Below are 23,065 nucleotides of genomic sequence, written 5' to 3'. Positions count from 1 at the left end.
TGTCTCCACCGGGGCGCGGCATTGTACGAATTTTAAAGCATGTATTCCATGATTGGAAAGGCGCCCAGTCAACTTTATTGTTTCAGTTGATTAAATCGCAGCCATTCCCATCTAGAATCAATTAATTAGCTGCGTGGAAAAATTTCATCTGCGGCGAAGAAATAAGCAATTTCACGCTGAGCGGATTCGACAGCATCAGAACCGTGTACCGCATTAGCGGTGAAGCTATCAGCAAAATCAGCACGCAAAGTCCCTGCCAGAGCATTATCTGGGTTAGTAGCCCCCATGATATCGCGATGGCGTTGAACCGCATTTTCACCTTCCAGAACTTGAACCATAATGGGGCCAGAAGTCATAAACTCAACCAGGCCATCGAAGAATGGGCGGCCTTTATGTTCAGCGTAAAAACCTTCAGCTTGTTCTTTGCTCAGGTGCAGCATTTTGGCAGCAATAATTTTGAAGCCAGCACTTTCAAAACGCGCATAAATAGCACCAATTTTATTATTGGCAACGGCGTTTGGTTTGATAATGGAGAAAGTACGTTCTAAAGCCATGATAACCTCTATTGGATTTCTAATATTGACCGGACTTGGAACCCACCCCGATAAGTATCATAAATGAGGACTTACGTTTGGCTGGCGGACGGTTCCTTTATTACAAAATCATGCCGACCTGTACAGTGGCCGCCGATTATATGTGTGTGTTTGGCGCTTGCATACGGGAATTACAACATTTTATTAAAAAACATTTATCTTAATTGCTTATTTTTATGCACAAATCACATTTCACATAAAAATCAGATGGCTGCACCGAAAAAAACAACAAATTAAAGAGATATCAGCTCAAAGCTCGCCAATAAACCTGAAACCCACTTTCTTTTTCACTATCGCCGATGGCTTGCTAATGACATCTGATACCAAAGAGCGTTTGCCTTTTTTACTCAGATAATCAGCCAAAGCCCTGATTGCTGCTGTTCCCGCCCCTCTTATCGTCCCCTCAGCATTTGGGTGTAGCACGTAATCAGGATGAGTTAATGAGCCGGCAATGCCCGAATTTGATTCACTGATATCCATGGCCATGGTGATACTGATTATTCTTCCCGCCAAACGGACAACAACAAATATATAGTTATCGTGACAGCTTCTTAGCCAACTTTGAGCAACATCACTCACCAGACGAGCAGCTTCAATCGCGGTATCATTGGTCGCCAACCAAGGTTGAACAGTATCACCACCAGCCGAGTGTGCATTCTCAATTGCAGCATCATCAATCGCGATAACATCAGCGATAACGTCTTGATTATCACTATGTCGCCCCGATGTAGACGCCACTGATGCTGTTAATGGCCGTACTTTCGTCTGATAGTATATTTGTCGCCATTCATTAATCACTGGCATCACATTTTGTCTGGCTGCCAACGTATCATTGACTAACCCGCTAATGACTTCTGTTTCAAAATGCAACAGAGGATCATCTACCCACTCCCCTGCACGGCGTATCCGCGGTACCGTTTCAATAAATTGGAAATTTTGCAGTGCCAACTCATAACGTCCTAAGGGCAGGCCCTGAGCAGTCACTGGCGGATGTACTTCAACTTCTGGATCATGGTGCTGTAAATAATCAGCATAACTCAGTTGCGAAAAATTAAAGGCCGTTTTTATGCCAATCAAATCACTATCATGTGCAGCCAAATGCGTCTGAACATTTTCAATTAAGCGTCTTTCCACTTCGTTATTTGGCAATGCATGGCCTATATCTCCCTCTTTCATAATACGCTCAATAACACGACCAAAATTTGCAGCATTCCAAGAGGCAAGACTACTACCAAATAACAAGGTGAAATCACTCAGAATATTTAGCGTCCATTCAACACAGGCGGGGCTTAAATCACGACGATAGCGTAAATTAGGCAGTAACTCCTCTTTCATAGAGATATTACAGGACAATGCTGTTGCTGGCACGATTAAAGCAGCCCCCATCATATCTGTATTAATATGCGTTAATGTGGCTTCAACTTTAGAAGAGAATTCTGCAGATGGCCCTTCAAAATCATTGGGATCGTTAGCATTTATTTTGGGATAGGGTTTTGCTGTACCAGCAATTTGTAATATTTTATTCTCATTGCCCGCAAAGAAATCATGTACATTCTGGATAAATTTATCTACCTGATTACATCGCCCCTGAACAATGTAGTTATAAATGCTTATAATAGGCACTAGCCAGCAAGACGTTATTCCAGCAATACTCCGCTCCGTTCTAGTGAAGTTCTTCATTATATTAAGAACAATTTTATTAATGATAAGTGGTTTTATTTTATTAATATTATTGACTCTAAAAATAAAATCCACAGAACCAAGACTAAATAAAGACCCAACCAGAGGTGAAATAGATACCACTTTAGTCCCTATGGATTCAACGAACTGTACTTCATAATAATCCCCGTTAAATCGTAACAAGAATGATAATGTATCTGTTTTTTCATCTAATTCAAAAACAAAACTATTTTCTGGATGGTATTTATGAAGAAATAATATTAATCTTCCGGCAACTTTAATGATTCTTTCCTCAAAAATTTCAATAGAATAATCATCTTCGCCACTAAAACTAAAACTAATCAAGGCATCTTTATATTTAATTCTATCATCTAACCAATAGGTTCCAAAAGCCCGCCCAAGTGGAATAGAGACTACTCCCTTGACAACACAGTATTGATCGCAAACAAAGTACTCCTGCTGAGAAACCTTGATACTGGTGATACCAGCACTCATGTTTATTTCGTCTAAATCATCAAATAAAACATCCTTCATTAAAACAAAATACTGCCCGCGGTAACCATCGTCTTTATAGATAGTGACTTGAGTATCCTGTGGTAATTTTATCGAATGAACGCGGTCATTAAATGGATTTACAACATGACGCTCCTGATCATTGGTATACAGATCGATAGTTTCATTACCAGATAAACAAAATGAATTACCAGCAAACTTGTCTAGTTCATAAAAACACGCTGCACTTCTGACTTTAAAAGAACTAATTTCATCATCTAAGTTTACCCATCGCACTAAGGATAATGAATCAACATTATCTTTAAAAGTAATTGTTTGACCTGAGAAATTATCATCTTTGAATACTGAAACAACCATACCCTTGGGTATTTTAATAGATGAAATGTTATCATTCCATTTCGTGGGAAGAACATCTATAGCATTACCTTCTGTGGTACAAAGTGACTCTCCTTGATAGTCTTCATCAAGGTAAAAACAGACTTTGGGTTCATTGGCATATACGTCAGAGCTTAATATAGAAAAAAACAACATCAACAAGAATAAATATTCATGCTTTATCATGCCCCCTCCATATTTTATGTTATTTCTCAATAAAATTAATAATGTAGAAATGTATAAAATACACCTTACCGTAAATACAGGTTAATTATTAATATATTTTTTATTATGAAAATATTATATTAAGAAGAAATATAATGAATGAAAGGTTACTTGTAATTAGTTTATGTAAATCCGCTGTTAGTCCAACCGAAATACCAAATTACTGACTTGCCCACTTTCATCTAATACATTGAGCTGATAGCTACCGGGTAGAGATAATGTTTGAACCCATGATTGGTTATTTTCAGTGGTAGCAACTTGCTCTCCATTAAGGAACCACCAATGTTGCCCACGGCCACCTTGTACTTCCAATCGAAGGTCAAGACGATGCTGACCCGGCAACCGTTTCACTACTGCACCATCACGTATACCCAAAATCAGTAGCGGGGCCACATTGATATCACCTTGTGGTGGGCATTCAAGACTAGCCGCAGGCAGTCGCTGGCGGCGGCGTTCAGTTAGAGGTAGCCACGGCTCAAGTGGCAGTGGCCACAGGGTTAATAATACCGCCGTAGCGCCTTGGCAATCAGCGGCAACTCGCTGCCCCTGTGAATTTAGCCAAATACTAAGCTGACTACCCTGCATATTTTCCTGCCCTAGAGCCGTGAGTGTTGGCGGGAGCGTGCCATCAAGCACCCAGCTTTGCCGCCGTTGTCGGCAGTTACTGTCTCCGGCGGCCAAGGGCTGCCCCCCCGGCCAACAAATCTCATCTCGGCTGACGGACTCGGGACGAGGATCGACAGGTAACCGACGGCCATTTTGCTGTAAGCGCGTCATCAATACGTTATTGACTTGATTGAGAATGGGTATCGCGGTGGCGTAGCCAAATTGACCTGCAACCGGTGTGCCATCAGGCCGCCCGACCCAAACTCCAATGGTATAACGAGCATTAATACCTATCGCCCATGCATCACGATAGCCATAGCTGGTACCGGTTTTCCATGCCAACGGCACTGTTGCAGGCAAAATATCATCCGGCAACGGTCGCGCCTCTCCCGCCATAATGCGCCGAGTAATCCATGCCGCTCCTGGTGAGAATAACCGGCGTTCCTGTACCTGTTGTTGCGGCTCAAAACGTAATGCGGCAGCCATACCACCGCGAGCAAAAGCACTATAAGCCGCAACCAGCTGATCCAACCGTGAACCTGTCCCGCCAAGGATCACCGCCAAACTTGGCTCACTGTGTGCGGGAAAGCGTAAGTTCAGGCCACCATTGCGCAAATTAGCTGTAAAGCGCTTCGGGCCATAAGCTTCCAGCAATTGCACTGCGGGGAGATTCAATGAGCGCACTAATGCCTCACTGGCACTGACTGGCCCATGAAATCCGGTATCAAAATTGCCGGGACGATAATCACCAAAACGGCGCGGGACATCTTGTAATAGTGATTCTGCATGAATCAAGCCGTCATCCAATGCCATAGCGTATAAAAATGGCTTCAGTGTTGATCCTGGTGAACGCCAAGCGCTGACCATATCAACATGCCCGAAGCGGCTGTTGTCCTGAAAATCAACGGAGCCGAGGTAAGCACTCACATTCATGGTGGTATGGTCAACCACCAACAACCCTAGCGACGTTTTTTCGGGTAGCTGATGACGCCACCCTGCCGCCATATCTTCTAATTGCCGCTGCAACCCGGCATCCAGTGTCGTCTGAATCACTTCTCGCTGATTGCCACTGGTTAAACGTCGGGCCAGTAACGGGGCTAATTGCGGTACCTGCCGTGGAGCCAGCCAGATATCTTCTTGTTTAATATCAGCCACCTGCTCAGTTGACCACACCTGATAATCGGCCAACCGACTTAAGACTTTATCGCGCGCGGCTTTAGCTCGCAGTGGATAGCGATCGGGCCGCAGCCGGCTTGGGGCTTGTGGCAACGCCGCCAATAATGCCGCTTCTGCCGGTGTTAATTGTGAGGGGGGTTTTCCCAGATAGGTCCAACTGGCGGCTGCAATCCCTTGTAGCGTGCCGCCAAAAGGGGCGCGGTTTAGATAAATTTCAAGAATTTGGTCTTTGGAGAAATGCCATTCCAACTGAGCGGTGCGCCAAACCTGACGTAACTTACCAATTAACGTGCGAGGATGCGGGTCGATCAGGCGGGCAACTTGCATCGATAATGTACTACCGCCAGACAGAATTTTTCCTGCACGCAGATCCTGCCAAGCAGCACGAACAAGTGCTAACGGATTCACACCAGGATGCCGGTAAAACCAGCGGTCTTCAAAGGTCAGAAGTGCTTGCAGGTAGTAAGGGGAAACATCTTGCAGGGTGACAGGATAGCGCCACACACCATCAGCATCGGCAAAACGCCATAATGGCGTGCCATCCTCCGCCACGACAACGCGTGCAACCTGAGCCTCGGTCAATGGCAGCGGCCAACGTTTATCCGCCAGCCACAAAACAGCTGGGGAAAGCATAGTCATTAGCGCCAAGACCCAAATTTTGCGGCGATGACGAACAAAAAATGTTTTTGGCATCAACGATAGTCACCTCCCCCTTACAGTAGCTTATCGCCAACCATAAAGGGGAGTATGTATTTACTTGGAAATTTCAAGCTGCGACACGGTATTCCCTAGCGCCCGCCAATCCGGGACATACATAGATTCAACCTGTGGCGCTGGGACTTGATAAACACCCGGCGTTACTGCACGTGCCAGATAGAGCAAAGTGGTATGACGATAAGGGTCAACATTCACCGCAGCAACGTAGCGATCATCGCGGAATTCCTGATGCTTGATATCTGACTGCTGCATATCTTGCAATAACTCCGTCACGCTGCTGGCGCTTTCCCCCAGACTGGCGCTACTGTCACCCAAATTCTGGTTTTCCAGTTCCAAACCTGCTGGCAGCAAATCAACCACCAGTGCATCTGGCACCCGTTTATCAGCCCAAACATCTAAGTGCACCAGAACCAGCTCCCCGCTTTTAAGGTTGGATAACTGCAGCGGTTTACCATCAAGCCCGATATAACTGCGGCTGATATGTAAGTTATTGCTAAAAGGTGTCGGTGTTTGCTGAGAATACCCCACCACATCCACTCGGCTATACAAAGTCACATCGCCTCGATTTTGTAGTTGCATCCCACCCGCCAGCTGTTGCGCTGACCAGTTTTGGTTCAAGGCGGTATTCTGAGTTAATGTCTGGCTGGCTGCGATTGGCTCCACCTGCTGAGCTATTGCCACCTGCCACGGTGTTTCCGCACCATTCATCAGCGTACGTCCAGCCAGGAATATGGCGTTACTCTCTTGCGTGGACAGATAGTTACGGCTCACGAGCGCATTGGACAAATCCAACAACCGTGTATCGCGAGCTTGCGGCAACAGATTATTGTCCGTCAGCAAGGCCAAAATTAGCGCGTCGTCACGCAGTGAGCTGCCGTAATCTTCCAGCCAATAATCTTTATCACTGCGAACGGTATTTAGCCCGTGAGTAATGGATTCCTTGGCCCGCGGCATATCTCCCATCAATTTCAATGCCACCCCTAATTGCACTAACGGCAAACCAGAGCGCGCATCATTGCTGCGAGTATACAATTGACGTAATGCGCCGAGAGAAGCTTGTTGCTGTTGTGCCAACACCAATCCTGCGTAGGCTTGCACTGCAAAGCGAGTATGCCGGCTTTGCTCGCTATAGCGAATCTCAACCTGATTAGGATCCTGCAAATAACGTTGCAGGCGATTGTTTGCAGCCGTGAGTGCCGCCACCGGCACACTGTATCCCTGCTGGCTGGCACGATAGAGGAAATCGGTGGCATAAGCTGTCAGCCAAAACTCTTCTGGGCTATCGTTACTCCACAGGCCAAAACCCCCGTTGTAGCGTTGCATACTGAGCAGATGCTCAATACCGACATCGATACTTTTACGCCGTTTTTCATCCGTGTCTGCCTTGATACCCAATGCTGTTAGCTGTGCATAATTGCTGTACAACGAAGGATATAGCCCGCTCACTGTCTGCTCCAGGCAACCATAAGGATAGGCATATAATTCAGTGATATAGCGAGCAAGATTGAGTGGCGGACGGCTAGTAATAAGCAACCGCCCTTGCAGTGTCTCAGGTGCCAACCCCTCAATCGCCTCGACTGGTAGACTCCAGCTATCACCACTGCGCAGTACGTTGGCGAAGTGACGCGTTTGCGCGGGATAAGCAGGCCGTACCCCTATTTTCCAATGGTGCTGGTAATCCGGCAGTTTTTCATCCGGTAAAACCATCCCCGTGATAGTCAACCCAATATCACCCTGACCAAAACCGTTCAGCGCCCGAACCGGAATCAGCACCGTCTTACGCTCACCATTGGCCAGCGAAACAGACTGGCTCTGTGCGCCGGTTAATGCCAGTAAATCACTGGCAGCCCAGTTGAGTGACAGCGTCTGTGATTGGCCGGATAAATTACTCAAATCTAGCGCCAACTGAGTGCTATCACCCCCCGCCAAGAAGCGCGGAGTGGCCAATTGCGCAATAAGCGGAGCGGCTACCACGACTTTTGCCTCAGCTTTGCCGAAGTCTTCATCACTCCAGGCTTGTGCCATTAAGCGTAATTCACCATTAAAGTCAGGGATAGCCAGTTCAACGGTGCCTTCACCCTGTGCATTTAAAGTCACCGGTTGCGCTTGTTGTGCAACGATCATCACTTCAGTAATGGGTTTTTTACCGCCACGAGACAGCGCATCTTCGTCATCACCATCACCACCAAAACGCAAGCTTGCCAAGCGCCCCTGCCCTTCAATGAGCTGCCCATAAACATCATATTGATCCGCGCTGTAGCGTTTACGGCCAAAGAAGGCGTCGTAAGGATCTGGCGTGGCGTAATCGGTGATATTCAAGATCCCACTGTCAACTGCGGACAGCAATACCTGCACTTTTTCAGGCAATGGCGCACCGGTACGGCTGGCTTTCACTTTTACCGTTAGCGTCTGATTAGGCCGAATACGAGCAGGCGCGTCCAATTGCAACGCCAGTTTGCGCGTTTCATCAACCAGTGGCAGATGAAGTAAGCCAATCGCACGTTTTGGGGTGGCCTGCTGCGACTTATCACCGGGGCGAATGACCGTGGCACTGAGATAGAGGTCATGGCGATTCCAATCCGCGTTAATAGGCACGTCAACCTCAGTACCGCCTACCGGGATAGTCACTTCCTGCCACCACAATGGGCCATCACTGGACTCCACCAGCAAATAGCCGTTACCCGCTGCCGGCGCTTCAATATGCAGTTTCACTTTCTCTCCCGGCCGATAAGCCGGTTTATCCAGTGTCAGCTTAACCTGATCAGGCCGAACAGCGCCGCTGCCCGCCGTATTATCCTGCCAGCTATACCCAGCCCAGAAACGGGAACTACTGACCAGTTGATTATCTGGGTTGCTCACCTCAATGCGGTAAGCGCCCCACTCCACCGGGAAACTGACTTTAGCACTACCATTATCAGGAATATCCACTGACTGCTCTGCCAGCGTCAGATCCTTTTTATCAAACAGCGACTGCCAACCATCACTTTCTGACCACTGCCAGTAATAATCGCGACGCTCACGAACCAGCTTCACTTTTAGGCCATTGGCTGCCAGTTTTTCACCATCAGCATTGGCATAAACAATTTCAAAATCGGCTTGAGTATCTTGGTCGACCATAGCCTGAGATTTATAGCTGTCGCTGCGATAATCATAAACTTGTTGCTTGTTGAACAGTGGGCGGATACCGGCAAGCGCCTCAGCTGGCCACAAGGCCTGTTCAGCACGGCGAGTCACCGGTCGTCCACCTGACTCCAACAAACTGGCCTGTAAAATTAATTTCAGCGGAGATTGCGCCCCTTGCCAGCTATTATCTACAGCGATATCCGTTTCCCCGTCGCTGTCCAGCGTGGTCTCAAACTCATCTAAGGTACGTGAGAGATTTTCTTCCGTTACCGAACCAAATTCAAAACCGGGGAGTGTGGCGACCGCTTCACGCAGTGGTCGCAGGAAAAGCTGACCTTGCAAGCGGTTGCCTGAGGCTGGAGCACCATATAAGTAGCGACCCGTCACAGCAAAACTTGCTTCACTGTCAGTGCCAATCGGCTCTTTACTCGTAGCAATTTCCAAAGCCATACGTTCCGGCAGGAAATCTTCTACTTTAAATTTATATAAACGCGGTTGGTTGTCGCCAAGGTCCAGACGTAGTGACCACTCACCAGTGGGGCCGTTTTCAGGAATGGCATATTGGTATTGATACAAACCGTCTTGTGGCTGCCAGACCAAGCTACGCACTACCTGATTATCCGGTTTGAGAATATCCACTTTAACGGGTTGAGTAGCGAGTATTTTTCCGTCTGCATCACGCAGTAACCCATTGACGATTAAAGTCTCGCCGGGGCGATACAAATCACGCGGGCCAAAGACAAAAAACTGCTTCTGAAAGCCCTCTGGCCCAGCGATATCAAACTCCGCCAGATCCAACGCGGGGGAATTGAGGTCAATCAGACTGGTCTGCCCGTCTTGCGAGGCCAATAATAATTTCGCTTTGGTGTTTTTTTCCAACTGTGCATGGCCCTGCCCGTCAGTCTCGGTCTGAACCAACACTTGGCCTTTCTCATCCAGCAATTGCAATGACACGCCCTTCAAGGCCGCCCCACCCACTAATGCCTGAGTGAATACATCCATCCGGTTATGGTAACTGTGCAGCGAAACACCAATATCACTCAGAGTAAATAAGGTGGCAGCATTGGTATAGCTGTAGTGCCCTGCTTGTTGCATCACTGCCAGATAAACACCGGACTCTTGCAACGGTTTGATATCGGCTAAAGGAAGCAGCAGTTTTTCGCGGGTGTTAGCGGCGGGATTAAGATCAAACCGACCGGTATAGACCAAATCTGCCATTTTCAGTAAATCGTCTGATTCCCAGTTAGACAGCGCACTGCGGTACTGCCAGTTCGCAAGGAAATTGGCCAGGCTGCCTTGTTTAATGCGGAAAAAGTTAACATCGACGCTATTCACATTGAGCGCCATCACAGGTAACCCCTGAGCCAATTTACCCGGCAACAGAGAGCCTTTGCTGGCAAAACCGACGCTCGGTTTGATATCACGGGTGGTGATTTTTTGCTGTTGTTGTTCACCTAATTGAGCACCACCAATACCCTTTAGGGTGCTATCGACCGTCAGCAGCAATTTACGCTCAGGTTTAAGGTGGCGTAAACGTAGCTCCATCATGTTGTCAGATAGCTCCCAAGCACCGTCAATTTTACCGCTCACGGTATCAACCAGATGCACTTGCGAGGCAAAGTCCTGATTAGGGGCCAATGGCTGCGAGAACGTCAGTACCATAGCACTGGCACCATCAAGCTGTAGCTCAGAGGCATCCAGTAAAGTCAAAGGCTGACCTGCATGGTGTTTTTCCAATTCAGCCAGTGTGGCCGCATCGGTTTTTTTCACCAATGGTGCGCTGGTGGTTGTTGTCACCTCAGGAGCATCTGCCGGGCTGGCAACCTCCTTATTACTGCCATCATCACAGGCCACCACCATCAGGGTAGCGGCAGCCAAAATGGCAACCCGACATCTTTTAAGCACTGACTGCAACCTACGCAAACTGAAATGATTCATATATTGCTCCCTGGAAGACTCAGTGATTATAGCATTGGCCTGAACGGGATTATAGATAAGGAAAATCTGGATTTATTTTCTAAGATGCATTCTCATTTTTATTAAAAATAAACATCATGAACACAATAAAACCTCAACGAAATTCATCTTTAATCCATTAAGACAAAGACCAATCTTTCTGTTTAATTTTTTTAAAAAAAAATTTAATTTATTTTTTTTCAGTCTATTTTCATATAAAAACACCTTTCAAATCATTTAAAAACAACTAGATAGATAAGTATAAATAAAAAATAAATATATCACTTGAATTTAATCTTTTAATAAATAGCAACCCGCCCAGCCCTTGGTTATATTCCGCAAAGTTTTTACATCATTAAAAATACCAATATTTATTTTATGATACTTCCCTATAAATAGGATTTATAAAGCAATGAATCATCGCAATACATTAAATACGCGTCTATTACCGCTCTCTATTCTTATTTCATCACTGGTTTCTGGCGGGGCAATGGCTGCGCACACAACACCAACAGGTGACTTTCAACGCGTCGCAAATGGTGGTAGTTTTCAAGTTATTAGTAATTCTCAAATTACGGGCAATAAGACTCACCCCGTTTCCTTAATAGAATCTATGTTTCCTGCCAATCAACCTGTTACGGAGGAAATGAAGAATCAGGCTAAACAAGATCTTACTGATTTAAAAAAAAGTCTGGATGAAGAAATTGCAAGACTGCAAAGTCTACCTATTCCGCCCCAAGCTAATGATAAAGAGCTAATCAAAATTAAAGCATCTTTTGAGAGCAAGATTCAGTTCCTTGAAGCCGTCGTTGCTTATACTGAAGATCAAAATCAAGGCAATTTGGATAATCTTAATAAAGAGCTAAAAAATACAGTCACTAACTCTATCACTTCGCATTCTGCTGCAGGTCAATTCACGGCTGAAGAAATCCAGTCACTGGTCGGTGCTGCGTTAGCTAACGATATGTCAGCGCTACCCCCCACCGTGGCACAAAAAGTAGAAGGCATCAAACAACAGCAACAAGCCGAATATAATATGTTCGATAAGTTGCAGAGTTTTGTCGCTCAGAAAGTCCTCACTGCTGAACAGGCTGAAAAACTCAAACAGAACGTGAAAGATAAGTATGAAAAACTGAATGCACAAGCTGTGGCTAAGACAGTTCGGGACGAAGCTAAAGAAGATGAGGTTAAAGCCATCAGGAAGAAAGTGAACGCTCAAATTGCATTAGTTATGCTTAAAAGAGAAACAATAAAAACTGAAGCAAGCAAAACTGAAGCTGAAAAAAAATCAAGCACTCTCAACACCGAAAAAGAAAAGGCCATTAAAGCTGTAAATTCTAATTGGAGTGCTAGTACTCCCGATATCGAAATAGAACTAGAGACACTCATTAATGCTAACGGCACGGAAAAAGATAAAGCCGAAATAGCCCTAAAAGCCATCAAAGAGGCTAAAGATGCAGAGCAAGAAGCTCAAGAGGCTAGCGATAAACACACTACCGCAACGGCTGCCGTTACAGCACAAGATGCTGAATATACCCAGACTCAAACGGCTAGAGCAGATGCGGCCTCTAAGCTGCAAACTAAAACTGCCGAACTGACAACTGCGACAAGTGCAGTGACTCAATTAAGCTCATTGGCTAATCCTACTGCTGATGTGCCCGCTTTTGAGCAAACTATTGCCAAAAATCTTCAACAAGACGTTGCTGCCGATACTGTTGCAGTCAATACCAACGTTGCCGGTGGTACACAGAATGTGGCTGATAAAGGCAAAATCCTAAACAGCGCCATCACCGAAGATGGCATTATCAACTTAGCCATTGGCGCACAAGCTCATCACACCGAGGTTAACAAAGGCACCCTGAATAACAACGGCGGTACCGATTTCAACACCATCATCCACGATGGCGGCGCACTGATACTGAAAGGTGAAAAAGTAGCAGGAACAGCCGGGGTGAAAGACACAATCCATATCGCTGACTCCTTTGATGCGAAAATCTCTGAAGGGGGCAAAGCCGTTGTAGGTGAATACGCAGAGATTCATAACCTGCACAGCACGGGTGGCGAGGTAGCGTTGCACAAAGGCGCTCTGGCCCAAAATACCCAAATTAATGGCGGCACATTGACTATCGCCGCGGGGGCAACGGCGAAAAACACCACGCTAATTAGCACAACACTGGATTTGGTTGAAGGTGCAACGGCGGATAACACCCAAGTACATAAAGACGCTCATTTCACACTCAAAGCGAAAGCTAAAACCAGCGGAACTCACGTAAATAACGACGGGAAATTTACCCTTGAGCAAGGCTCTTCAGCCACTTTATCCTACGTTACTGATGGAGAAATGACAGTTAATGATGGTGCCAGTATCAATGACACCAATCTGGTAGGTGACACTGCGGAACTGATTCTTCAGTCCGGTGCCAATGCGACTGATACCAAAGTACACGAAGGCGGTGTATTGACTATCGAATCAGGTGCAACAGCGACTAACACACAGTTGCATTCTTCTGAGCTGGAGTTGAACGCTGGTGCAACGGCTAATGATACAAAACTCTATGATGGCGCTCAATTTACACTGCTGGAAAACGCTAAAACAAAAGATACCTATATCCATGACGGTACTTTCACGGTTAATGCTAACGCAGAAGCCGAAAATACTCGCATCGCGGGCGGTAAATTTAACCTGATGGCACGTGCTCAAGCACATAAGTTGATGGTTGAGAGCGGCGAAGCCTTAATTGCCGGTACATTAATGGGCGCGACTTCGTTGAACGGTGGGGTAACGACTTTTGAAAAAACGGCAAAAGTCAGTGGCAACATTAAAGCAGCTAAAGATAGCATCATTCATGTGTATAACGGCGCAACGACCAACAACGCAGACTTGAGTTTAGCGGGGAATATGGTGTTGCTTAATCCGACCCCCGTCGCTGCCCGAATGAATGCCCGTGCGGCTTTTGCGGGTCACAACGGCAAGCCTACACAGTTTGCCTTTAAAGATGTGAAACTGGCTGGCGGTACTGTTGATATGAGCCAGTCTAATGCGCAGTTAACCATGGCGTCCTTGGCTGGCAAAGGTCACTTTAATTTAGGTTCGACCCTGAATAACCACAGCAGCGCCCCACTGCAAGTCACCGGTAATGCTGAGGGGACTTTTGACATCCAGATTAACAACAGCGGTGTTGTACCAACCAACCTGAATGTGATGGATGTTCAAGGTGATAATCGTGCCAATGTTAAGTTGGCCAACGGGCCGGTAGACTTAGGTAGCTATCAACACACTCTGGTCAGCGATGCAAACGGCGGCTATAAACTGGTTGCCAATAAAGAGGTACTGACACCGGGTTCTGCTGGTGCTTTAGCGGTGGCGAATACCACGCCAGTCATCTTTGATGCCGAACTCAGCTCCATTCAAAACCGTCTGAATAAACAAAGCACGGCGGCCAATGAAAGTGGTGTTTGGGTCACTTATCTGAACAACAACTATCAGGTGAAAGGCACTGCTGCTAATTTCAATCAGAAACTGAATGGGTTAACTTTTGGTGGTGATAAAGCCATTGAATTGGGCAATGGTGTACTAAGTCTCGGTGGTTTCGCCAGCCGCAGTAGCTCAAATATTAAATCTGACTACCAAAGCAGCGGGAGTGTAGAAAGTAACTCTCTGGGGGCTTACGCTCAATATCAGGCAAGCGAAGGTTATTACTTTAATACTGTGTTAAAAACTAACCAGTTTAAACAGAATCTGAGTGTCACATCAAAAGGGAACAACGCGAGCGGCACAACTAACTTCTCTGGTCTGGGGCTGGCGGTTAAAGCCGGTAAACATATCAATGTAGATGCAATGTATATTTCCCCTTATGTTGGCCTGAGCAGCTTTACCGCAGGTAAGAGCAAGCAAAAACTGTCTAACGGAATGGAGATTGAGAACCAAGGTTCGCGTACCACGACTGGGACACTGGGCCTCAATACCGGTTATCGCTTTGTGTTGAACAGCGGTGTCGAGATTGCACCATACAGCTCTTTATCATGGGCTCATGATATTAGTGCGCGTAATGATGTGATAATTAACAATGAGAAGTTTGATAATAGCCAGAAAGGCTCCCGCGCCAATGCTGCGGTGGGTCTCAATGTGAACCTGACACGCAACTTGTCAATCAACTCTGAAGTTGCTTTATCTAAAGGTAAAAAAGTTGAGACACCAATGACCATTAATCTTGGGGTTGCTTACACTTTCTAAGCTGCACAATAAGTTATTCATGTAGCAATGATAATTAGGTCTCATAAATGTAGTAAATAGCAAAAGGGAGCCAATATAGGCTCCCTTTTCTATTATAAGAATTCACAGATATAAGAATTTACAGACTAGTGATTGGTCGACGGAATAACATTTCTGAGCCAACTGCCCCATCTGCGCTGGTAAAATGCTTGAGTGTGAGTCATCAAATAGTGACTAACGCCACGTTCTTTCTCATTCACCACGCAAAAATCTACTGGCCCATCATCTGGCGCATGATCACTGGCTACATTACCGGCTTCTTGAATCAGTTGGTCAATTTCATCATCAGAACCATCAACCTCCAACCCGACCAATAAGTTAGGCTTTTCATCGACGCTTTTATCGTGCATCAGCGCCAAGAAAGCGCGCCGTACAGGTTTACGCTGACTAAATAGCTGGATCAAGGCATCAACCATTGCTGCTGGATATTCTTCTGGTTGCCCCAACAGAATCTGGCTCTCTTTATCCACCACCATTTCAGCCGGTTGGGCCAGACCACCATTTTCCAGTAACATCGCCACTTCTTGCGGCCAGAACTCTTTACCGTGCTCCGATTTTGGATTCAAGAACAGGTGTGCGCCTTGTGTCATTTCAAATAACACCCGCACTGGCATGGCAATAAAAGGCTGTTTTTCACTGTCAATCTGCTGGTCTTCGGCAATATCCAGTGCCTGCTGGAGTACCTCAACCGAGGTGAAGAACGGGATGACAGATTCACCATCCTGTTTTTCCCAATGCAGAATATTCACCCCGTTGCCTGCCGTAAAGGTCATTTCACCCTCTTCGCCGTGTTGTTGCGAATCGTCGACCAGCACTAACACCGTCGCATCTAATAATGCACGGAAAAAGGCAGTGCGATGAATGGACTCGGTCGCCGCCAGTTTTAACAGAGATTCCAGGCTTTGATCACTATCATCGTGGTGATGATGGTCATGGCTATCATCAACAGGGGGTTGCGGCAAACTCATACTCTGCTCCAGAAAACAATCAAACAAAGGGACGCTAACGCGCCCCAAACGACATTTTAAATGACTAAAATTACTGTTTTGCTTTTGCTAATAGCAAGTTAGCAATGGTGCGCACACCTAAACCCGTCGCACCGGCGGACCATTGTTCAACCGCACCTTTACGGTAAGTCGCAGAACAGTCAATGTGCAACCAACCTTGCTGATAATTTTTCACGAAATGCGACAAGAAAGCAGCCGCAGTGCTGGCACCAGCGCTGTAAGCCGCCCCCGCCACGTTGTTCAATTCAGCAAAATTGGAGGGCAATTGGCTACGATGGAATTCTGCCAGTGGTAAGCGCCAGAAAGGTTCGTGCTCGGTTTTCGCACTGCTTAATAGCTCTTGCGCCAGTTCATCATCAAAGCTGAACAGCGCATGATAATCATTGCCCAATGCCGTTTTCGCAGCACCCGTTAAGGTGGCAGCATCAATAATCAGCGGAGCATTCTGTTCCGCAGCATCAATCAGGCCATCAGCCAATACCAAGCGCCCTTCTGCATCGGTATTCATGATTTCAACTGTCTTACCATTGCGATAACGAATAATATCGCCCAGTTTAAAGGCATTGCCGCTCACCATATTGTCGGCACAACACAAGTACAGTTTCACTCGCTCTTTCAACCCACGGGCTGCCGCCAATGCCAATGCACCGGTCACTGTCGCCGCGCCCCCCATGTCAGACTTCATGGAATCCATAAATGCACTTTGTTTCAGGCTATATCCCCCGGAATCAAAAGTGATTCCTTTACCGACCAAGCAAGCCATTACTGGTGCATCAGGATTCCCGGTTGGGTTGTAGTCCAGCGCCAATAATACCGGCGCGCGATCAGATCCACGACCAACCGTATAGATCCCCGCATAGCCCTGCTCGCGCAGGTCTTCACCTTTAGTTATACGGTAGCTGACGGCATCACAAGACACCGCACACAGCAGATCAATCGCATTTTTAGCCAGTTGTTCTGGCCCTAAATCTTCTGCGGGAGCGTTAATCGTATTGCGCACCCAGTCAATAATTTTCAGCCGGTGTTCCAGCTCGGTTTTTTCGTTCTCTGGCAGTTCTGCCCACTCCACGCTGCGCTGACCTTTTGGCCCACGGAACCCTTGCCAGAATGCCCAACTCTCCTCCAGCCCCCAGCCCTCTCCGGCCAGTTTAACTTGTTTGATACCTTGCCCATCAATTTTACGGGCGGCACGTTGAATCGCGCCTAATTTACCATTGCCGATCAAGTGAATGGTCATCCCCTCAGCATCAGTACTGAGCAGCGCTTTCTCGCCCCAACGGACATCAGCCGGATTATGGGATAGGGAGACTTGCATCATTTCTGTTGTCATGAACTACCTCTTCATTATTATTTTTTGCTGTTATTCAGCTGCTTATACGCAAGTCTATATTGACTGCGGCGGTTACCCATCTTGCTGTAAAATACCCGTCTTAGCGGGACGTAACTCTAAGGTATCAGATCAGGTACAAAAAAGGGCCGCTAACGCGACCCAATTTTCACTCAATAGATTTCAAGATGCAGGAAGGCGGTATGTGATTCGGGTGCAGGTGCGCGAGCGCAACCAGCACACCTGCAACGAAGAAGATGACAAGTGGAGTCATTCAAATTCATCTAACCAAACGAGCAAAATCGCTTCCAGTATCTTTTCATTTGACCCCTGCGGAGAGTCATCAAAATCTTCCAGATCACAAATCCATTGATGCATATCGGTAAAACGTACAGTCTTGGGATCCGTATCCGGGAATTGATCATAAAGGGCTTCGCCAATTGCGCGAGTGTCTTGCCACGTTAAGCTCATATCAATGCTCTCTTGCATGGTTAATGGTATAACGCGGGATCTCAACCACCAGATCTTCGTCAGTCACCTTGGCCTGACAACTCAAGCGGCTTTCTGGCTCCAGACCCCAAGCTTTATCCAGCATGTCATCTTCCAGTTCACTGCTTTCAGGCAGAGAATCAAATCCTTCTCGCACGATACAGTGACAGGTAGTACAAGCGCAGGATTTCTCGCAGGCGTGCTCGATGTCAATTCCATTACGTAAGGCAACGTCCAATATCGTTTCACCTTGGGTTGCTTCCAGCACTGCGCCATCCGGGCAAAGGTCTTTATGGGGCAGAAATACTATTTTAGGCATGATTAAACCTCATCCACTGAATGGCCAGCCAAAGCGCGGCGAATAGAAGCATCCATCCGGCGCGCGGCAAAATCTTGCGTTTGTGCATCTAACGCTTTTATCGCAGCTTCGATGGCGTGCGGGTCAGTGCCCTGCATCTGCTGCTGTAATGCCGCCATTGCCTGAGCGATAGCGGTACTTTCTTGCTCACTGAGTAATGCTGCGTCTGCGGCCAATGCGCCTTGTAAACTCTCTAGCACACGAGAGGCTTCAACTTGTTGTTCCGCCAACTTGCGCGCGCCAATATCACTTTGCGCATTTGCCATCGAATCTTTAATCATATTGGCAATTTCATCATCAGACAGCCCATAAGAGGGCTTCACCTGAATCGAGGCTTCAACGCCAGTGGATTTCTCCATCGCTGTAACACTCAATAAGCCGTCTGCATCCACCTGGAAAGTGACGCGAATATGTGCGCCTCCGGCAGGCAGTGGCGGCAGCCCCCGTAGCGTAAAGCGGGCTAAAGAGCGGCAATCTTGCACCAACTCACGCTCACCTTGCAGCACGTGGATACTCATCGCACTCTGACCATCTTTAAAGGTGGTGAACTCTTGTGCGCGAGCTACGGGAATAGTGGTATTGCGTGGAATGACCTTTTCCACCAAGCCGCCCATAGTTTCTAGCCCTAATGACAGCGGGATAACGTCAAGCAGCAACATGTCACTGTCAGGTTTATTCCCAACCAGAATGTCAGCCTGAATAGCTGCACCAATGGCGACCACTTTATCAGGGTCAATCGAGGTCAGTGGCGTGCGGCCAAAGAATTGCCCAACTTGCTCGCGCACCAAAGGAACACGAGTCGAGCCGCCAACCATTACCACTTCCAGCACTTCATCAGCACTAACGCCAGCATCTTTTAAGGCTCGACGGCAGGCCATTAAAGTACGTTTAATTAATGAAGCAATCAGGGATTCAAACTGCGCACGGGTAATTTCCCCTTGCCAGCCCGCGACAGAAACTTCAGCCGTATCAGCCTCACTTAACGCAATTTTGGCAGCAATTGCCGCATCAAGTAATTGCCGTTGGATCCCATGGTCATCACGAGAATCAATACCGGCTTGCTCACGCAACCAGTCTGCCAATAAATGGTCGAAATCATCACCGCCCAACGCCGAGTCACCACCGGTTGCCAGCACTTCAAACACACCACGGCTCAGGCGCAGGATAGAAATGTCAAATGTCCCGCCACCCAAATCATAAACGGCAATCACCCCTTCCTGACCTGAATCTAAGCCATAAGCGATGGCGGCCGCTGTCGGCTCATTAAGCAAACGTAATACATGCAGCCCCGCTAAACGGGCAGCATCTTTTGTGCCCTGACGTTGAGCATCATCAAAATAGGCAGGAACAGTGATCACGACGCCGTCCAACTCCCCTTCCAACGTCGCCTGTGCCCGCAGTGCCAAAGCTTTGAGAATATCCGCAGACACCTGCACCGGATTGACCAATCCGGCAGCCGTCTGGATCATTGGTAAGCCATTTTCACTCGGTTGAAATTGATAAGGCAGGTTGGGGTAGCGCTGTACGATATCCGCCAAAGAGCGACCCATCATACGTTTGACTGAGCTGATAGTATTGACCGGATCCAGAGCCGCAAAATTACGCGCATTCCAACCGACGTCAATGCCATTGGGTTGATAATGAACCACTGACGGTAAAAGATCCCGCTGCTGTTCATCTGCCAGCGTTTGCGCTTTACCGCTGCGCACTGTGGCAACCAATGAGTTGGTGGTACCTAAATCTATTCCTGCGGCCAACCGACGTTGGTGCGGCGCAGCAGTTAAACCAGGCTCACTAATTTGTAATAAGGCCATGTTGAGCTTCCATCAATCATGAGTCTAAAAAGTAAAATCTATTTGGCGATATCGCTCTAATAAGAATTAGTCGGGCATTATAGTAATCAATAGATTGAATGTTATTTATTTTTATCAATCAGGTACTCAGGAGAAATCGTCAAACAAACGATCTTCCAATTGCTCGACCTGCTGCTGTAATTTATCCAAAAAACGTAATTTTCGGACTGTATCAGCCGCCAGTTCCCACTGTTGCTTACCTAGCTGTTCGATCATCTGCTGACTGCGTGTTTTCGTCATCAGGGCAAGGCGACGACTGAAAGCCGCGAGCTGTTCCTCGGCATCGGGTTTACGTTCGATAGCATCAAGCTCTTCCCGCAGTTCCAATTGCTCCATCAGAAACGCAGTATCACGCATCGTGTGCTGTTCGTTGCTCAAATCAAAACCCTGCAAAGATAGCATATACTCAGCCCGTTTTAATGGATGCTTGAGGGTTTGATAGGCATCATTGATGGTTGCCGCTTGCTGCAAAGAGGCCAAACGTTCTCGTTCAGGCTGGTTTGCAAAGCGATCAGGATGAAATTGGCGCTGCAATTCTTGATAACGGGCAGTGAGTTGGTTGCCGTTAATCAGATACTGAGCTGGCAGCCCGAATAATGTAAAATAATCCATAGCATGCTCTGGGAGTTGTCGTGATGACTGAGCTGAGATATAAACAGCTCTCTGTTAGTCAAGAGAGCTGTATTCGGCATCAAGTGCCTGAGATAGGGGCAAAAACAGCAGTCAGACGTTAAAGCTTTCGCCACATCCGCACTCGCTTGAGACGTTCGGATTGTTGAACTTAAAGCCTTCGTTTAGCCCTTCTTTGACGAAATCCAATTCAGTCCCGTCAAGATAGACCATGCTTTTGCCGTCGATGATCACTTTCACGCCTTTGTCTTCAAAAACGATATCGTCATCGTTCATTTCATCAACAAATTCCAGGACATATGCCATACCGGAACAGCCTGAGGTTCTGACGCCCAAGCGCAGACCCAAACCCTTACCACGGTGATTTAAAAAGGCGCTGACCCGTTGTGCAGCACTGTCGCTGATTGATATCGACATACACCTTCCTCAACTCTTGGAAGCCGCCCATATAAGTCATAACACCATACGGGCAAGCTATTCATTAATAACCTATTCTACAACTACTTAGCAGTATGTTTGCTTTTGTAGTCGGCGATAGCTGCTTTAATGGCATCTTCAGCCAGAATCGAGCAGTGAATTTTGACTGGCGGTAACTCTAGCTCTTCAGCAATCTGAGTATTTTTGATTGCTTCAGCTTGATCGAGAGACTTGCCCTTCATCCATTCAGTTACCAGCGAGCTGGAAGCAATAGCAGAGCCGCAACCATAAGTCTTAAAACGCGCATCTTCGATGATGCCAGCGTCGTTGACTTTGATCTGCAATTTCATAACGTCACCACAAGCAGGTGCGCCAACCATGCCACTGCCGATGGTAGGATCTTCGTTGTCGAATGATCCAACGTTGCGTGGGTTTTCGTAATGATCGATTACTTTTTCACTGTAAGCCATGTGATTGCTCCTGATTCTTAAAGTCTGGAATTAATGGTGAGACCATTCAATGCTGCTGATATCCACGCCCTGTTTGAACATATCCCACAATGGTGATAAGTCACGCAGACGGCCAATGGATTTACGTACCAGCGCAATGGCGTAGTCGATCTCTTCTTCTGTGGTGAAACGCCCCAGCGAAAAACGGATTGAACTGTGAGCCAGTTCGTCGTTCATCCCTAATGCACGCAACACATAAGAAGGTTCCAGACTCGCGGAGGTACAGGCAGAACCGGATGAAACTGCCAGATCTTTCAGTGCCATAATGAGCGATTCACCTTCAACATAGTTGAAGCTGACGTTAAGAATGCCGGGTGCGCCATTCTCCAAATCGCCATTCAGGTAAACTTCTTCAATATCTTTAAAACCGTTCCACAGACGATCACGCAGTGTACGCAGGCGTGCTGCTTCGCTTGCCATTTCTTCTTTGGCGATACGGTATGCTTCACCCATACCAACAATCTGGTGTACTGGCAAAGTACCAGAACGCATGCCGCGCTCATGACCACCACCATGCTGCTGTGCTTCAATGCGGATACGAGGTTTGCGGCGAACATAGAGTGCGCCAATCCCCATCGGACCATAGACTTTGTGGGCAGAGAAAGACATTAAATCGACTTTCAGTTTGCTCAGGTCAATCGGTAATTTACCAACACTTTGAGTCGCATCGACGTGGAAAATGATCCCGCGACTGCGGCACATTTCGCCAATTTCAGCGATATCCTGAACCACACCGATTTCATTATTCACATGCATGATGGAAACCAGAATGGTGTCTTCACGCATTGCAGCTTCTAAGTCTTTCAGGTTGATAATACCGTTAGACAATGGTGCCAGATAAGTCACTTCGAAGCCTTCACGCTCCAATTGGCGACAGGTATCCAGCACTGCTTTATGTTCGGTCTTACAGGTGATGATGTGCTTGCCTTTCTTCTGATAGAAGTTGGCCGCACCTTTAATAGCGAGGTTATCAGACTCAGTTGCACCAGAGGTGAAAACGATTTCGCGAGGGTCAGCCCCCACTAATTCAGCAATCTGATTACGTGCAATATCAACAGCTTCTTCTGCTTGCCAGCCGAACTTATGAGAACGAGAGGCAGGGTTACCGAAGATACCGTCCATCGTCATATACTGCATCATTTTTTCAGCGACACGAGGATCTACCGGGGTCGTTGCTGCATAATCCAGATAGATCGGTGTCTTTACTTTTGATTCGGTCATTGCTCTTATGCTCCGTA

Annotated in this window: 14 protein-coding genes; 1 reads left to right on the top strand and 13 read right to left on the bottom strand. The window is 47.0% G+C overall.

The window, feature by feature from the left end; genetic code table 11:
* Window positions 1-125 precede the first annotated feature (125 nt).
* The 4 genes from ndk to ACIOG0_RS05530 form a co-directional block, all read right to left on the bottom strand.
* A complete protein-coding gene (ndk, locus tag ACIOG0_RS05545) occupies window positions 126-554 on the bottom strand; it encodes a nucleoside-diphosphate kinase (RefSeq protein ID WP_050101367.1) in 429 nt (142 codons plus the stop codon).
* Between the two features lie 288 nt (window positions 555-842).
* Window positions 843-3,347 carry a peptidase inhibitor family I36 protein gene (locus ACIOG0_RS05540; RefSeq protein WP_072086752.1) on the bottom strand — a complete coding sequence of 835 codons (2,505 nt, stop codon included), beginning with the start codon at window positions 3,345-3,347 and terminating at the stop codon, window positions 843-845.
* Between the two features lie 177 nt (window positions 3,348-3,524).
* Window positions 3,525-5,861 (bottom strand): peptidoglycan glycosyltransferase PbpC, encoded by a 2,337-nt coding sequence (gene pbpC / locus ACIOG0_RS05535; protein ID WP_164908356.1) that lies wholly within the window; start codon window positions 5,859-5,861, stop codon window positions 3,525-3,527.
* Window positions 5,862-5,921: 60 nt separating this feature from the next.
* The gene (locus ACIOG0_RS05530) at window positions 5,922-10,946 is read right to left on the bottom strand and encodes an alpha-2-macroglobulin (protein WP_128451380.1); all 5,025 of its coding nucleotides are present in this window, start codon (window positions 10,944-10,946) and stop codon (window positions 5,922-5,924) included.
* 430 nt (window positions 10,947-11,376) lie between these two features.
* Between ACIOG0_RS05530 and ACIOG0_RS05525 the strand changes: the two genes are divergently transcribed.
* Entirely contained in the window at window positions 11,377-15,198 is a 3,822-nt protein-coding gene (locus ACIOG0_RS05525; protein WP_128451379.1) for an autotransporter outer membrane beta-barrel domain-containing protein, read from the top strand.
* A gap of 125 nt (window positions 15,199-15,323) precedes the next feature.
* On the opposite strand, the gene sseB is transcribed toward ACIOG0_RS05525, so the two are convergent.
* The 9 genes from sseB to ACIOG0_RS05480 all read right to left on the bottom strand — a co-directional run bounded on the left by sseB (window position 15,324) and on the right by ACIOG0_RS05480 (window position 23,048).
* Window positions 15,324-16,205 (bottom strand): enhanced serine sensitivity protein SseB, encoded by an 882-nt coding sequence (gene sseB / locus ACIOG0_RS05520; protein ID WP_050100770.1) that lies wholly within the window; start codon window positions 16,203-16,205, stop codon window positions 15,324-15,326.
* A gap of 70 nt (window positions 16,206-16,275) precedes the next feature.
* Window positions 16,276-17,574, bottom strand: a complete 1,299-nt coding sequence (pepB, locus tag ACIOG0_RS05515; RefSeq protein ID WP_050140670.1) for an aminopeptidase PepB — start codon at window positions 17,572-17,574, stop codon at window positions 16,276-16,278.
* 267 nt (window positions 17,575-17,841) lie between these two features.
* The gene (gene iscX / locus ACIOG0_RS05510) at window positions 17,842-18,042 is read right to left on the bottom strand and encodes a Fe-S cluster assembly protein IscX (protein ID WP_050100773.1); all 201 of its coding nucleotides are present in this window, start codon (window positions 18,040-18,042) and stop codon (window positions 17,842-17,844) included.
* 1 nt (window position 18,043) lies between these two features.
* Window positions 18,044-18,379, bottom strand: coding sequence for an ISC system 2Fe-2S type ferredoxin (gene fdx, locus ACIOG0_RS05505; protein WP_050100774.1), 336 nt, complete (start codon window positions 18,377-18,379; stop codon window positions 18,044-18,046).
* A gap of 2 nt (window positions 18,380-18,381) precedes the next feature.
* Window positions 18,382-20,232, bottom strand: a complete 1,851-nt coding sequence (hscA, locus tag ACIOG0_RS05500; protein WP_050100776.1) for a Fe-S protein assembly chaperone HscA — start codon at window positions 20,230-20,232, stop codon at window positions 18,382-18,384.
* Window positions 20,233-20,358: 126 nt separating this feature from the next.
* The gene (hscB, locus tag ACIOG0_RS05495) at window positions 20,359-20,883 is read right to left on the bottom strand and encodes a co-chaperone HscB (RefSeq protein ID WP_050100778.1); all 525 of its coding nucleotides are present in this window, start codon (window positions 20,881-20,883) and stop codon (window positions 20,359-20,361) included.
* A gap of 111 nt (window positions 20,884-20,994) precedes the next feature.
* The gene (gene iscA, locus ACIOG0_RS05490) at window positions 20,995-21,318 is read right to left on the bottom strand and encodes an iron-sulfur cluster assembly protein IscA (RefSeq protein ID WP_004707910.1); all 324 of its coding nucleotides are present in this window, start codon (window positions 21,316-21,318) and stop codon (window positions 20,995-20,997) included.
* Between the two features lie 83 nt (window positions 21,319-21,401).
* On the bottom strand, window positions 21,402-21,788 hold the full coding sequence (gene iscU, locus ACIOG0_RS05485) for a Fe-S cluster assembly scaffold IscU (RefSeq protein WP_042548040.1): 387 nt from the start codon (window positions 21,786-21,788) through the stop codon (window positions 21,402-21,404).
* Between the two features lie 30 nt (window positions 21,789-21,818).
* Entirely contained in the window at window positions 21,819-23,048 is a 1,230-nt protein-coding gene (locus ACIOG0_RS05480; protein WP_050100780.1) for an IscS subfamily cysteine desulfurase, read from the bottom strand.
* Window positions 23,049-23,065: the final 17 nt, after the last annotated feature.

Source organism: Yersinia vastinensis (assembly GCF_044905075.1).
GTDB classification, from domain to species: domain Bacteria; phylum Pseudomonadota; class Gammaproteobacteria; order Enterobacterales; family Enterobacteriaceae; genus Yersinia; species Yersinia vastinensis.
This window is presented reverse-complemented; position numbering and strand designations above follow the sequence as displayed.

Excerpts from the sequence above, each read along its gene's own strand:
- ACIOG0_RS05540 (WP_072086752.1), bottom strand. The coding sequence starts at position 3,347 with ATGATAAAGCATGAATATTTATTCTTGTTGATGTTGTTTTTTTCTATA.
- pbpC (WP_164908356.1), bottom strand. The coding sequence starts at position 5,861 with ATGCCAAAAACATTTTTTGTTCGTCATCGCCGCAAAATTTGGGTCTTG.
- ACIOG0_RS05530 (WP_128451380.1), bottom strand. The coding sequence starts at position 10,946 with ATGAATCATTTCAGTTTGCGTAGGTTGCAGTCAGTGCTTAAAAGATGT.
- iscA (WP_004707910.1), bottom strand. The coding sequence starts at position 21,318 with ATGTCGATATCAATCAGCGACAGTGCTGCACAACGGGTCAGCGCCTTT.
- ndk (WP_050101367.1), bottom strand. The coding sequence starts at position 554 with ATGGCTTTAGAACGTACTTTCTCCATTATCAAACCAAACGCCGTTGCC.
- sseB (WP_050100770.1), bottom strand. The coding sequence starts at position 16,205 with ATGAGTTTGCCGCAACCCCCTGTTGATGATAGCCATGACCATCATCAC.
- fdx (WP_050100774.1), bottom strand. The coding sequence starts at position 18,379 with ATGCCTAAAATAGTATTTCTGCCCCATAAAGACCTTTGCCCGGATGGC.
- hscA (WP_050100776.1), bottom strand. The coding sequence starts at position 20,232 with ATGGCCTTATTACAAATTAGTGAGCCTGGTTTAACTGCTGCGCCGCAC.
- ACIOG0_RS05525 (WP_128451379.1), top strand. The coding sequence starts at position 11,377 with ATGAATCATCGCAATACATTAAATACGCGTCTATTACCGCTCTCTATT.
- hscB (WP_050100778.1), bottom strand. The coding sequence starts at position 20,883 with ATGGATTATTTTACATTATTCGGGCTGCCAGCTCAGTATCTGATTAAC.
- iscU (WP_042548040.1), bottom strand. The coding sequence starts at position 21,788 with ATGGCTTACAGTGAAAAAGTAATCGATCATTACGAAAACCCACGCAAC.
- ACIOG0_RS05480 (WP_050100780.1), bottom strand. The coding sequence starts at position 23,048 with ATGACCGAATCAAAAGTAAAGACACCGATCTATCTGGATTATGCAGCA.
- iscX (WP_050100773.1), bottom strand. The coding sequence starts at position 18,042 with ATGAGCTTAACGTGGCAAGACACTCGCGCAATTGGCGAAGCCCTTTAT.
- pepB (WP_050140670.1), bottom strand. The coding sequence starts at position 17,574 with ATGACAACAGAAATGATGCAAGTCTCCCTATCCCATAATCCGGCTGAT.